The organism is Pseudoalteromonas sp. ECSMB14103 (assembly GCF_000813065.1).
GTDB lineage: Bacteria > Pseudomonadota > Gammaproteobacteria > Enterobacterales > Alteromonadaceae > Pseudoalteromonas > Pseudoalteromonas marina.
Map to the genome: position 1 here is coordinate 325,171 of NZ_JWGY01000001.1, position 14,364 is coordinate 339,534.

Sequence of the window (14,364 nt, forward strand, 5' to 3'; positions counted from 1 at the left end):
TACGTGAGTAATGAATTAATTTTTGGCTTTCACTCTGTTGAAGCAATTTTAGCAAAAGAGCCTGAGCGATTTTTAGAAATTTACGCCCTTAAAGGCCGTGATGATAAACGCTTAACACCGATTATTGATGAAGCACGTAAATTTGGTATTTCAGTACAATTTATGCAGCGTAAAGCACTTGATAACAAGTCGAAAGACGAGCAACATCAGGGGATTATTGCTAACGTAAAAGCGGCGCCAACGTACAACGAAAAAGATTTAGATGTGATCATTGCGCGTGAAGAAACTCCATTTTTACTCGTACTTGATGGCATAACCGACCCGCATAACTTAGGTGCATGCTTGCGTAGTGCAGATGCCGCTGGCGTACATGCGATCATTGTTCCTAAAGATAAGTCGGCAAAGCTTAACGGTACAGCACGAAAAGTAGCGTGTGGCGCAGCAGAAACAGTGCCTCTTATTCAGGTTACTAACCTTGCACGTACGCTTCGTGAAATTAAAGATGCTGGCGTATGGGTAGTTGGCACTGCTGGCGAAACCGACACGCATGTATTTGATGCAAGCTTAACAGGCCCAATGGCCATAGTTATGGGCGCAGAAGGTGAGGGGATGCGCCGTTTGACACGTGAGCATTGCGATGTATTGGTTAAAATTCCAATGGCGGGGTCGGTGTCTAGCTTAAATGTATCGGTTGCAACCGGTATTTGTTTATTTGAAGTATTACGCCAACGTAACGCAAACAATTAAATTGCTCTAGCTTAAAGCTTAAGCATTAAAAAAGCCGAGATTAAATAATCTCGGCTTTTTTGTATTTATAATTTACGCTGTTAGCGAACCGTTTAACCAGCTTTAAGCTTAAAAGCTATATGTGTAGCCCATTTGAATACTGCGTGGCTTACCTGGCTGAATACCGCCATTAGCACGGTTAGCTATGTACGTTTTATCAAACAGGTTATCAACCGTTAAGTATACTTTTTGGTTGTCGTCGATTAAGTATTTAGCTGCTAAATCCCATACTACACGGCTATCAATTGCGTTTAAGCCTGAGTCAGATAGGTCGGCATGTGAATCAGATACGTAACGTATTTGGCTGTTAACAACAAACGATGAAAACTCAGCGCCTAATGATAAAGCAACTTGATTTTCAGGTACGTAAGGCATTGCATCGCCTTTTTCTACCGAGCCCCAAATTTCTGAATCAAACGTGTTTTTAAACTCAGAGTCAGTGTATGTGTACGTTAATTTAACTGGAAATTGCGCAGCGTCTGTTGCAAAAGTACGACCCGCACTAAATTCAAAGCCCGATACTTCTACTTCACCGTAGTTGTATTGGTCGCCAATATTTTCGTCGCTACAACCCACAGCAGCAGTACAGTTACCGTGCATGTTGTCGTAATCAGAGAAAAACGCAATCACTTCACCGTTAAAGCCATCCATATTAAAGCGAGAGCCAAACTCAAGGTTTACACTTTCTTCTTCTTCTTGGTCAGCATTACCCGGTGCCGCTGGAGCGTAACCTTTTTGAATACCGGCAAGTAACGTAACGTTATCGTTAAGTGTATAAGTGGCACCTAACGATGGCACTAAAATTTCAGTATCGTTAGAAATATCTTTAGTTAAGCCATTGCTACGAGTTGGATCTGATTTAGACCATTCTTCACGCGTAATGGTAATGTCTTCGTAACGAAGACCTGCATTAATAACTAACGCGTCTAGTGTCCATTCGTCTTGAACAAATAACGTGCTTGCTTTTGCGCTATCTACACGGTTGCTATCTGAACCTGGTACACCTTGCGATGTAAGTGTCATGCTTAGGTCTTGATTAAGCGTGTAAGTGTCTTGCCATTGGAAACGATCCATTTCGTCTTCGTGGTAACGCACACCTACAGTAATGTAGTGATCGCCTGCAGGAATATGTAATTCAGACTGAATGCCTTTTGCTTGGTAATCACGGTTGTTGGCTTTAACACCAATACCTTCAATACCTTCGCTAGTTGGATTTGCTTCAAAGTCGCTGTATTGCTCAAGCGTGCTTGTTCCTACACTGCTTGCTTTATACCAGTTACGATGAAAATCGTTTAGGTAAGCGGTTGCAAGTAATTCGTAGCCTTCACCAAAACGGTACGCATAGTTTAGTTGGTAAGCGTTGTGGCGAGTGTTCATTTCATCGTTTTGCGATGCAGCGTAACGGCGATTAGGGTTTGCTTTGTAATCTTCGTCAGTTAAGCCCATGTAAGTTTCGTCTGATGTTTCATCAGAGTATTTTACTTTTAGCTCAATATTGTGAGCATCGTTTTTACCAAACGTATGACCAAACTTTAATAGTAAATCAGTTTTTTCAAATCCCGTATTATCGCTGCCAACAGGAAGCTCTTTAAAGCCGTCTGCGCCGTAAGTAAATACTTCAACCAAGCCAGACGTGTTGTTTTTTTCTTTACCAAAGTATGCGTGACCTTTGTAGTAGCCATCGCTACCAAGGGCTGCATCTACCATACCTTTAGAACTATTAGGCTCGGTTGGTAAGCTACGAGAAAGTAAGTTTAAAACGCCACCTGTAGTACGAGGACCGTACTTAACTGAGGCAGCACCTTTTAATACTTCAATTGTTTCCATACGACCCATAGTAGGGAAGTAGTAAGCAGAAGGCGCAGAGTAAGGCGCAGGTGCGACTAATACACCGTCTTCCATTACAGAAATTTTATCGTTACGGCCGGTACCAGTACCGCGCATACCAATGTTAGGGCGAAGGCCATAGCCATCTTCTTCTTGAACGTAAACACCCGGAACAGACGCTAAAACACGCGAAATATCGGTAAACTCAAATTTTTGAAGTTCTTCGTCAGAGATAAAAGTAGCCGAACCTGGAATGTCGTTAATAGCTTGCTGTGAGCCAATAACTGTAATTTGTTCAAAGCGCTGTTCTTTATCGCTGGTGTCTTTAGCCATTGCAGTAGCTGTAAAAGACAAAGCAACCGCAGTTGCAAGAGTAGATACTAAAAACTTAGTGTTCATTTTTGTCCTAATCACATTGATTTTCTGAATTGGCGTAATTTGAACACGTTAACGAATGCGAATCAATATTATTTAGTATAAAACTATTCATTTTTTTAGAACTAAAAACACAGGGTTATGCAACGTGGTTAACTTTTTTGTTTCTTTTATATTATTTTGTAATCATGGGGCTAGGTACAAAGTGGGTGTTTTAATTTATTAGCCTAAACGCAAGGCAATAAACTCAGCAAGCTTATCTACCGCATTTTCTGACTCACCCGAACTTTTAACCAAGCTAATACCAATGTCGCCCAGTGCAGGTAAGTGTTTAGTGTGTACTTGGTAATTAAGCTCACTGGGTACGGTACTTTTTGCCAGTACTGTAATGCCAAGCCCTTCTTTTAAAGCCGCAATAAGCCCTGTTAAGTCGGCGTTGCTATATACAATACGGTATTTTATGCCGGCATTTTTAAGCGCATCGGTAGCGCGGCGCCGATAAATACATCCCTCTGGCGCGGTTACTAAGGTAACCACTTGGTTTTTTGCTTGGTTTAAATCCCCCACCCACACCAATTGATCTTGCATAAAAATAGGAAATTTACTTGAGGTAAGTTGCTCGTTTAGCGCAAGCACTAGATCAAATTGGTCTTGCCTAGAAGCCGAAAGCAAATGCTTACTTAATCGCGATTTAACTTCAAGCGATACTTCTGGGTACAGCGCCACAAAGTCGCCAATAATAGAAGGGAGTATACGCGCAGCAAATTCGCTAGGTATGCCTAAACGTACTTTTCCGGTAATGCTCTCTGACGTAAATTGCTGCAAAATGGCATCGTTGTATTGCATCATTTGTTTTGCCATGGGCAATAATAGTTCGCCGTACTGGTTTAATACTTGGCGCTGGCCTTGCTTTTTAAATAATTTATAGCCTAATACATCTTCTAAACGCTTTATTTGTAAGCTTACCGCAGGTTGCGAAAGCCCCAAAAAGTCGCCGGCTTTGGCAAATCCGCCTACATCTACAATCATTACAAAGGTGCGTAAACTGTCGGTTGATATATTTTTCATATTTAAAATTACAATTTATGTGGCTACATATATAAGTATTATTTATCAATTGATAAATAATTACAATTTGTTGTTACAGACCCCGCGCAATATAATTTTAAGATTAAAAATACACAGGTGTTTGTTATGACTTTTAACCCAATAATGTTTGCCCGCCACAGCAACGCTAACAGCGCGGTTATAAACGCTTTGCAAGCAAATAACAGCACAGTTGTAATGGATTTTAGCGGCAGCGAAGCTTCTGTATTTTTAAGCAGTATTTTAGGCCACGATTTAACAAAATTAACGGCCAGCGGTTTAGGTTTAAAAGGCACATTAGACGGCGACTTTTATTCTGACTTTAGTTACGCCGTGTATTATTTTAGCGAAACCGCTTTTCGATTTGTATTACCTCACAGCGCAAGCCTGCAATTACAGTCACTTATAAACGAACAACAGCTTCGTTTTGATATTGACTACGTTATTCGTACCGACCTAACTAGCTTTACCTTAAGCGGCGAAAACGCCTTTGATACGCTAGTTGATGCCTTTAAATTAACACCCGGTTTGCGATTATCTGACGCGCAACTATGCTACGGTGCGCAAAGCGGCGAGGTATTTATTACCGCGATTGATAACAAAGATGAGCAGCACTTTGTGCTCATAGCTAAAGCGCCAGAGCTACAAAAATGGCAAAGCTATATGCAAACGCAGGGTTTTGCAGTAATGCAAAACCAGGCCGCATAACAAAAACAACCAACAGGTAAACATAATAATGTTTACCTGTTTTTAATTTAAGCCACGCCCATTAAGGGTTAATTTAAAACGTGAAGGAATGTTATGACTTCTAAAACTGTACTCCATGCTAAGCACCTAGAAGCGGGCGCAAAAATGGTTGATTTTCATGGCTGGGAAATGCCAATCAACTACGGCTCACAAATAGAAGAACATAATGCAGTGCGTAACGATGCAGGCATGTTTGACGTATCACACATGACCATTGTTGATATTGAAGGCGACCAAGCTAAAGCATTTTTACGTAAGCTTGTAGCAAACGACGTGGCTAAATTAACCGTACCAGGTAAAGCACTTTACACCGGCATGCTTAACGAGCAAGGCGGCGTAATTGACGACCTTATTATTTACTTTTTCAGCGAAACGTTTTACCGCTTAGTGGTTAACTCGGCTACGCGCGAAAAAGACTTAGCGCATTTAGCTAATGTATCGAGCGATTTTGCCGTTACAGTGACTGAGCGCCCAGAGTTTGCAATGATTGCAGTGCAAGGCCCTAACGCACGCGAAAAAACAGGCACGCTTTTAAATGCAGAGCAACAAGCTGCAGTTGAAGGCATGAAGCCGTTTTTTGGCGTTCAAGTGGGTGATTTATTTATTGCTACAACGGGTTATACTGGCGAAGACGGTTACGAAATTGTAGTACCAAACGACCAAGCAGCCGATTTATGGCAACAACTGCTAGACGCAGGTGTAGCGCCAGCTGGTTTAGGTGCACGTGACACGCTACGTTTAGAAGCAGGTATGAACCTTTACGGCCTAGATATGGACGAAAGCGTATCGCCACTTGCAGCTAACATGGCATGGACCATTGCATGGGAACCAGAAGATCGTGACTTTATTGGCCGTGACGTACTGGTTAAACAACGCGCTGAAAAAAGCACCGACAAGCTTGTTGGTTTAGTACTTGAAGAAAAAGGCGTATTGCGTAGCGGTTCAAAAGTAATTGTTGACGGTGGAGAAGGGGTTATTACCTCAGGTACTTTTTCACCTACACTTGGTTTTAGTGTAGCCCTTGCACGTGTACCACGTTCAACAGGCGACACTGCTCAAGTAGAAATGCGCAAAAAATTAGTTAACGTTAAAGTAGTGAAGCCTAGCTTTGTACGTAACGGTAAATCAATAATTTAAAATTTGGTGTTATCACCCAATAATACCAATCATGTTGAGTTATTAATCACTTATAGCGACGGATAAATAGAGTGATAACAAGGCATTAATTTTGATATGTAGTTGTTCTACCTAAGAAATTAATAACGATGTTAGCGCTTTATTTAGACCGCTAGAGTGGTTAAATATTTAAGTTGATTGGTATCATAACCAAAGGAACAAGATAATGAGCAATATCCCTACTGAATTAAAATACGCTTCTTCACACGAGTGGGTTCGCGACGAAGGTGACGGTACCTTTACAGTTGGTATTACAGAACACGCGCAAGAACTACTTGGCGACATGGTGTTTGTTGAATTACCAGAAGTAGGCGACGAAGTAGACGCAGGCGAAGACTGTGCAGTAGCGGAGTCGGTTAAAGCTGCTTCAGACATTTACGCACCAATTGGTGGTGAAGTGATTGCTATTAATGAAGAGCTAGAAGACGCACCTGAAACAGTAAACAACGACGCGTACGGCGACGGTTGGTTATTCCGTCTTAAAGCATCTGATGTGTCTGAGCTAGACAACCTATTAGACGCTGAAGGCTACTCGCACACTATCGACGAAGAGTAATCACTTTTTGTCTAAAGCCCCGCATGTTGAGTAAACAATCGGGGCTTTTATGATTTTACAGCTTATTGCCCATACCCAGTAAGTTGCCAAATCATCATATATTTTAATCAATACTAGTTACCCATTAGTATTTAGGATCATAGGAATCTGGACACATGTCAAACGCCAAATCTCTTGAACAGTTAGAGCAAAAGCAAGATTTTATTCGCCGCCATATTGGGCCAAGCCCAGCGCAAGTAAGCGATATGCTAAGCGCTCTTGAAGTATCGAGTGTACAAGAGCTGATCGATCAAACTGTACCGGCTAACATTCGCCTAGAGCAACCGCTAAGCATTGGCGAAAGCCGTACTGAAGTTGAAACACTAAGCTACTTAAAATCAGTAGCAAGCAAAAATAAAGTTTTCAAATCGTACATTGGCCAAGGTTACCACCCAACACATGTACCGCACGTAATTTTACGTAACGTACTTGAAAACCCGGGTTGGTATACAGCGTACACGCCGTATCAGCCAGAGATTGCACAAGGGCGTTTAGAATCATTACTAAACTTCCAGACTATGACCCTAGATTTAACCGGCCTTGATTTAGCAAGTGCGTCGTTACTTGACGAATCAACCGCTGCAGCCGAGGCAATGGGCCTTGCAAAACGCGTATCTAAAGCTAAAAAAGCTAATGCCTTTTTTATTGCCGACGACGTACACACACAAACTATTGACGTAGTAAGCACCCGTGCTGAGCAGTTTGGTTTTGAAATCATTATTGGTAAAGCGGCCGACGCCGTTAACCACGACATTTTTGGCGCATTATTCCAATACCCATCTACATCGGGCGAAATAGTTGACGTAACCGACCTAATTGCTGGTGTTCAAAGCAAAAAAGCCATTGCCTGTGTTGCTGCCGACATTATGAGTTTATTACTATTAAAAGCACCGGGTAAACTAGGCGCCGACGTAGTATTAGGTTCGGCTCAGCGTTTTGGTGTACCAATGGGTTACGGTGGTCCACATGCTGCATTTTTTGCAACACGTGACGCATACAAACGTTCATTACCAGGGCGTATTATTGGTGTATCTAAAGACCGTTTAGGTAACGACGCACTGCGTATGGCAATGCAAACGCGCGAACAACACATTCGCCGCGACAAAGCCAACTCAAACATTTGTACAGCGCAGGTATTACTTGCCAACATGGCGGCGTTTTATGCGGTGTACCATGGCCCACAAGGCTTAAAAACTATCGCGCAACGTATACATCGCTTTGCTGATATTTTAGCTGCAGGCCTAAAAACCAAAGGCATCGCCCTTAAGCACAGCACGTGGTTTGATACGTTAACAATTGTTGGCGACAATAAAGATGACGTAATAGCACGTGCTCTTGCCAAAGGCGTTAACTTTGCTACAAACCACGACGGCGAATACTCAATTTCGGTTTCAGAAACCACAACCCGTGCAGACGTTGCCGAGCTATTTGATATTGTACTAGGTGAAGGCCATGGCCTAAGCGTAGACAGTATTGCAGCCGATATTGAAGCAAACGGTAGCGACTCTATTCCAGCGAGTTTAGTACGTGATGACGAAGTATTAACGCATCCAAACTTTAACAGCTACCACAGCGAAACAGACATGCTTCGCTACATTAAGCGCCTTGAAAACAAAGATTTAGCGCTCAACCACTCAATGATCTCGTTAGGTTCATGCACCATGAAACTAAACGCGACCGCTGAGATGATTCCAGTTACATGGCCTGAGTTTGCAAACCTTCACCCATTCTGCCCGCTAGACCAAGCAGAAGGTTATCAAATAATGATTAACGAGCTACACGACTGGCTAGTTAACATTACGGGTTACGATGCGGTTTCACTTCAGCCAAACTCGGGTGCACAAGGTGAATACGCAGGCTTAATTGCCATTCGTAAATACCACGAGTCACGAGGGGATGCACACCGTAATGTATGTTTAATCCCAAGCTCAGCGCATGGTACTAACCCAGCATCGGCACAAATGGCGAGCATGAAAATTGTTGTGGTTAACTGTGATAAAAACGGCAACATCGACATGGAAGACTTAAAAGCGAAAGCTGAAGAGGTGTCTGAAAACCTGTCGTGTGCCATGATCACGTACCCATCTACCCACGGTGTTTACGAAGAAACCATTCGTGAACTATGTGACATTATTCATGAGCACGGCGGCCAAGTTTACATGGACGGCGCAAACATGAACGCGCAAGTGGGTGTAACAAGCCCGGGCTTTATTGGCTCAGACGTATCGCACTTAAACTTGCACAAAACGTTTTGTATTCCACACGGTGGCGGCGGCCCAGGTGTAGGCCCAATTGGTGTTAAATCGCACCTTGCGCCATTTATGCCAAACCACAGCGTAATTAACGTACCGGGTACAAACATTAACAACGGTGCCGTATCGGCAGCGCCTTACGGCTCAGCCGCTATTTTACCTATTTCATGGGCGTACATTGCCATGATGGGGTCAGAGGGCTTAAAACAAGCCACTGAAATGGCGATTGTGAACGCTAACTACTTAACGCAAGAGTTAAGCCAGCACTTCCCAATTTTATACCGTGGCCGTAACAATCGCGTTGCGCACGAATGTATTGTTGATTTACGCCCATTAAAAGAAGCGTCAGGCATTACTGAAATGGACGTTGCTAAGCGCTTGCAAGATTACGGCTTCCATTCACCCACTATGTCGTTCCCAGTTGCGGGCACGCTAATGATTGAGCCGACAGAGTCTGAATCAAAAGGCGAGATAGACCGCTTTATCGAAGCTATGGTCTCTATCAAAGGCGAAATCGACAAAGTAATCTCTGGCGAATGGTCAATCGAAAACAACCCACTAGTGTTTGCACCGCATACACAAGCTGACGTACTTGGTAACGAATGGGACCGCGCGTACGACCGTTTTTACGCTGCGTTCCCAGTGCCTTCGGTAGCTAAAGACAAGTTCTGGCCAACTGTTACACGTATAGATGACGTATACGGCGACCGTAATTTAGTATGTTCATGCCCAGCGGTAGAGACTTATCGCGATTAAGAGAACATACTAATTTTTGAACTTTAATGGGTAGTAAGTTCCATTATAGTTCGGGAATTTATCAAAATTATAAAAGCCGTTGCAGCAATGCAACGGCTTTTTTGTGTGTTTAAACATTGTAGACGCACAGCTTGCTGGCGTGTTGGGCGCAGCCCAAAAGGTGTTTAACTGTTGTTGGCGCATACTTTGTTTGCTTTTGGCTCATTGAGGGATTAGAAACCTAATTCAAGGTTTTGTCGCGCTGGCGACAGCAGTCAAAGAGAGGCTTATGAATGGGTAAATAAACCAAACAAAGAGTTCAATGAACAGTCTGCTTTGGAGTTTATGATTGGTGGAGATATAGAGCGATTGAAGCAAGTTAGAGAGTTTGTTGATGGGCCATTTTACTCTATTCATTGAATTGTACCTATCAGTGAATAGTGAAACAAACAATTTTAATCTTAAGAATTAGAATTATTCCTTACAGAAGTTGTTGACTTTGCTGAGGAATTTATTTACCTTAAAAGGAGACTAAATTGCAGTCGGCTACAGAGCATGTTTGCTCTAACTTTATACTCCGCTCCCTATCTATTGCACGGGAGGTTTCAGCTGCAAACCGGTTATACCGGATACTTTATGTGAAACCTAACTTCATTATTTTTGGAGAATACTATGTGCAGGATTGATGCGCCTTTTGGCAATATCACCTTCGATGAAAAAAACGACCCTAAAGAACGCTTCATACAAGCTCTGGATGAGTTTGATATACAAGGCAATTTCAGAACTTTAATGATTAAACACTTTTCAGATACATGGATGAATGTATTTAGAGGTGTATTAGCTCTTGAAGATGCCCTAGCTGAGACTCAATCCCATACATCAGATTCTGCAAAGTGCATTTCTATTTTATTGACTCAACAGAAAACTATTGTAAATAGTATTTCGAGTTATTACGGATATTATCTACTCCCATTGGATGATGAGGCAATAATTGCTTTTTTAAAGGACGTAGCTGAGATTTATTACCCTAACGCACTGTTTGGGTTATTTAATGACTGTATGGATGAACGTAGTAGCTATATAATGTTTTCATCATGGTTGTATGGAAAGGATTACTGCCTCACTAAAGCATTCTTTGATGATACTTCATTATGTTTGTTGAATAGTAGCGATAGAGCGTTTCAAGTTTGGAGTTTCTTTGATGAAATATCCAATAATTTAAGTTTACTAGATAGTAACCGCTTATATAAAGCTATGACTTATATAGCTACTTCAAACATCGTGCAAGGCCCTCAAACTGAAGAGGTAACTAGCACTTCAACTAATATAATTCGTGGTTTAGATTTTATAAGGGCATGGATAACTTACGACTCTCAAGCTGGTAGGTTTAGTTATAAGTGGTTCGATTTTTTATACTTTTACAATAAGTCCTTCTCTAATCTTGATTATTCAATATCTCATGAACTTATAGACAGTGATGAAATTCAAACTTTAAATTATGAATGGCTTGAAAACACGAAGCTAGAGCTTCAAGAGTTACAATTTATAAATACTGATTTAGATATTGTTCCACCCGAAGAGCATGAACAGTGGGCTCGAGACCTAGATGGATACTTTAAAACGTTTACGTATCGTAACTTTGAGACGTACTATAACCACAACAGCTCAAATGTTATTGATTTATATAAGCGTCAAGATAATGCTCATCATGAGTTTTGTTTAAAATTTAAACCGCTACAGATATCGGCTTGGATTGAATTTTCTATAAAAGAAGATTTTCGAAGATTGCTTGAATCAAAGCCTAGTCAGTCTCGAGGTGAATTAAAGGATAGCGTTGATTTATGGGGTTATGGTAAGTATTTCACCTTATGGAAAAAAGTATTTTTAGCTGCTCTAGAAGAATTAGACTATCAAAGTAAACTACGAGTTTTATCTTGTTCAATTCCTTTTAATAGCCGTCGAGCTGAAGATTTATTATATCCAGAATGCGCTGCTTGGTGGAATGAGCTTTTTACCGACTTGATTGCCCATAAGGATTTTCCTAAATCGTTAATTCCTGATTGGACTGTTGTAGCAATGGACAGGCTAGAACGAGAAGAGATGGTTCCCTATATAGATAGAAGCATTGGGATAATACGTGGTGAAATCGTAAAAAAAGAGAATGAAGATCATCTTGAAACATATCATCAAAAACTTGAAAAGTTACTTAGTTCTTTAGATCGCTCTTCACCTGAAAAGGCTCTACGCCACCGCCTCTTACTAATGCGTTCTTCAACTAACGCTTTTTCTGATGAATCAATCTCAAAGCTTAAAACCCCGTTTAAGCGTGATGGTTTTTGTAAATGGTACGATTCTTTAAACCAGCTTGCAGATGAACATTTCGCATATAAAACGAATCGAAATAGAGAAGTCACACAAGCTAATTATGATCAAATTAAAAAAGAGTTTTATGTTCAATTTTCCCAGCAATTAGCTGAATTTTGCCTAAGCCGACTGCGTCTTCGTAAAGGTGAAAAAACGAAAGATGATAAATATGAAACGAGCCAAGTTACAGAACAATCTTCTGTTTGGAGGCAAGGTTACTTAAAAGCTCTTACTGAATTAGGTTTAGACTTAAATGGACAAGTCCATAAAACAGTTAACTTCACTAAAAAATCAGATCCCAATGAGGATGTGCGAGCTATTGCCAGTGAGTGTTATAAGGCTGTTCGACGACACGCTAAGAAAGACTCTTCAGTTCAAGATATAAAAAGAAGCATTATTGCTGCCGAATGGTGGCTTCTTATGTGTCAGCGAACTGAGTTAGGTCATGAAATTGATTCTGACAAAGCCGTAAGAACTAGACGTAACCTTATGCGCAACCCATAACTTATTAATTATCTTCAATCTAAATAACTAAACTTGGTGTACTAGAGCCTGATGCTCTTACTCTGACGCTAGCCGTCCGCCATGTAAAAACTTTACGGTCAATATGGCCAGTCAAGGAGTATACGTATGCATAACTTTTCTGAAAATTTATTTAAAAAACACATTAGACAAATAGAAGCTGATATTGAGTCTGACTACCAAATGTTGAAATTTGGGTCAGGTGTTCATGATGGCCAAGTTCGAATAGCTGAGTCAGGTATTACGACATGTAAAAAGTGTGTCTCTGGTGATGGTATTAAAAAACGAATTTACGGTAGCTCTATTGAAGCAGAAAGAGCTGCTGATGATTTCTATGAGCGATCAAATCGAGAGCTCGAAGCTTATAGGTGTCCCGTAGGCAGTGGTTGGCATTTGAGGAAACCTAAATATAGATAATGAGTAGTTATGATTAACATTCCCAAACTATAATAATTACGCTTGGATTGGGGCTAATAGCACCTACTAAAATTCCCAATCTATAACTAAAAATTCTATAACGAAAAACGCGGTCTAAAAAACTGCATTTTCCCAAACTATAATGACTTTGATCACGCGACTAATTTTTGAACTTTAATGGGTAGTAAGTCCCATTATAGTTTGGGAATTTATCAAAATTTAAAAAGCCGATGCAGCAATGCAACGGCTTTTTTGTGCGTGGTGATTCCCCATAAATAATATGGGCGTAGGTTGGGTAGAGTGAAACGAAACCCAACGAATCACAAATATACTTTCTCGCTCACAACCCAAAAGTATGTGTTATTTATTGTAGGCGTTTAGCTTACTGACGCGTTGATTGTAAAATTAAAATTCGGTATCCCTTAAGTAAAATTGCACGCACGTAGCCTTTGGGCTACAATTGTTTTATGAAATATCGTATTAAGAAAACCGACGAGTTCGATAAATGGCTTAAAAAGCTCAAAGATCGTCAAGCTTTTATGGCAATAGCTAAACGTATTACACGTGCCATAAATGGTAATTTTGGCGATAGTGAACCTGTTGGTGGTGGCATATCTGAAATGCGAATTTTCGTAGGGAAAGGCTATCGTGTTTATTACATAATTAGAGGCGGTGAAGTTATTTTACTACTCAATGGTGGCCACAAAGGTACACAAGGCAAAGACATTACCAAAGCAAAAGCCCTTTTAAGAGAATTGGAGTAATTATTATGGCGCTACAAACATCAGATTTTAACCCGTTTGACTATATGGAAACACAGCAAGAAATTAATACATTTTTAGAAGAGTGTTTAGCTGATGATGATCCAAATACCTTTATTGAAGCACTTGGCTTATTAGTTAAAAAGCATGGCGTGAGTGATATTGCTAAAGCAACGGGCTTAAACCGTGAAAGTTTATATAAAGCCGTTAACGGTAAAACCAAGCCACGTTGGGAAACTATTTTTAAAGTGATGAAAGCACTTAACTTTCGCCTTACAACACAAGTTGCATAAGCTGGATTGAGTGAAACGAAACCCAACAAATCACAAATATACTTACTCGCTCACAAGCCAAGAGTATGTGTTATTTATTGTAGGCGTTTAGCTTGCTGACGCGCGGGCGATAGCCCGAATAAGTATTTGAATAGGTGCTTGAGGTCACCATCATCGATAATGTGAATACGCTTCGCATTTTTTAAGATTAGAAACCTTAGTCAAGGTTTTGTCGCGCTGGCGACGGCAGCCAAAGAGGGGCTATAGATTTTCAAACTTAACTCTGCTGCTAGTAATTCATCCTTGAAGCGGGTTTACTGTCGGCATCCATGCCTTCACTTACTCATACTGCGAAGCTGCGCTTCGGTTATTCGTCACCTCACAGCGCACCCGAGCATCACGCTTAATCCTTCAAAACCACAATCGATGTGAACGTAAACGCCATGAAA

11 protein-coding genes and 1 pseudogene are annotated in these 14,364 nt (G+C 41.0%); 10 read left to right on the forward strand and 2 right to left on the reverse strand.

Annotated elements, in window-relative coordinates:
* Nucleotides 1–3 precede the first annotated feature (3 nt).
* Entirely contained in the window at nt 4–747 is a 744-nt protein-coding gene (rlmB, locus tag RF53_RS01485) for a 23S rRNA (guanosine(2251)-2'-O)-methyltransferase RlmB (protein ID WP_006794097.1), read from the forward strand.
* Between the two features lie 108 nt (nt 748–855).
* Here the strand turns inward: rlmB and RF53_RS01490 are convergent, their stop codons facing one another.
* Both RF53_RS01490 and RF53_RS01495 read right to left on the reverse strand, forming a co-directional pair.
* Nucleotides 856–3,012: a TonB-dependent receptor family protein gene (locus tag RF53_RS01490; protein WP_039036401.1), complete on the reverse strand. Its 2,157-nt coding sequence runs from the start codon at nt 3,010–3,012 to the stop codon at nt 856–858.
* Between the two features lie 198 nt (nt 3,013–3,210).
* Nucleotides 3,211–4,056 (reverse strand): LysR family transcriptional regulator, encoded by an 846-nt coding sequence (locus tag RF53_RS01495; RefSeq protein WP_039036402.1) that lies wholly within the window; start codon nt 4,054–4,056, stop codon nt 3,211–3,213.
* A 126-nt stretch (nt 4,057–4,182) separates the two neighbouring features.
* Between RF53_RS01495 and RF53_RS01500 the strand changes: the two genes are divergently transcribed.
* The 9 genes and pseudogenes from RF53_RS01500 (at nt 4,183) to RF53_RS01535 (ending at nt 13,936) form a co-directional block, all read left to right on the forward strand.
* Nucleotides 4,183–4,782, forward strand: a complete 600-nt coding sequence (locus RF53_RS01500; RefSeq protein WP_006794100.1) for a hypothetical protein — start codon at nt 4,183–4,185, stop codon at nt 4,780–4,782.
* Between the two features lie 93 nt (nt 4,783–4,875).
* Nucleotides 4,876–5,958 (forward strand): glycine cleavage system aminomethyltransferase GcvT, encoded by a 1,083-nt coding sequence (gene gcvT, locus RF53_RS01505; protein WP_006794101.1) that lies wholly within the window; start codon nt 4,876–4,878, stop codon nt 5,956–5,958.
* 205 nt (nt 5,959–6,163) lie between these two features.
* Nucleotides 6,164–6,553, forward strand: a complete 390-nt coding sequence (gcvH, locus tag RF53_RS01510; protein WP_006794102.1) for a glycine cleavage system protein GcvH — start codon at nt 6,164–6,166, stop codon at nt 6,551–6,553.
* A gap of 155 nt (nt 6,554–6,708) precedes the next feature.
* Nucleotides 6,709–9,600, forward strand: coding sequence for an aminomethyl-transferring glycine dehydrogenase (gene gcvP, locus RF53_RS01515; protein ID WP_039036403.1), 2,892 nt, complete (start codon nt 6,709–6,711; stop codon nt 9,598–9,600).
* Between the two features lie 267 nt (nt 9,601–9,867).
* Nucleotides 9,868–9,999 (forward strand): annotated as a pseudogene (locus RF53_RS19705) (hypothetical protein); the annotation flags it as partial.
* A 252-nt stretch (nt 10,000–10,251) separates the two neighbouring features.
* Nucleotides 10,252–12,447 (forward strand): hypothetical protein, encoded by a 2,196-nt coding sequence (locus tag RF53_RS01520; protein WP_039036404.1) that lies wholly within the window; start codon nt 10,252–10,254, stop codon nt 12,445–12,447.
* Between the two features lie 126 nt (nt 12,448–12,573).
* Nucleotides 12,574–12,882, forward strand: coding sequence for a hypothetical protein (locus RF53_RS01525; RefSeq protein WP_033025556.1), 309 nt, complete (start codon nt 12,574–12,576; stop codon nt 12,880–12,882).
* Nucleotides 12,883–13,349: 467 nt separating this feature from the next.
* The gene (locus tag RF53_RS01530; RefSeq protein WP_039036405.1) at nt 13,350–13,646 is read left to right on the forward strand and encodes a type II toxin-antitoxin system RelE/ParE family toxin; all 297 of its coding nucleotides are present in this window, start codon (nt 13,350–13,352) and stop codon (nt 13,644–13,646) included.
* A gap of 5 nt (nt 13,647–13,651) precedes the next feature.
* Nucleotides 13,652–13,936: an addiction module antidote protein gene (locus RF53_RS01535; RefSeq protein ID WP_007579952.1), complete on the forward strand. Its 285-nt coding sequence runs from the start codon at nt 13,652–13,654 to the stop codon at nt 13,934–13,936.
* Nucleotides 13,937–14,364 lie beyond the last annotated feature (428 nt).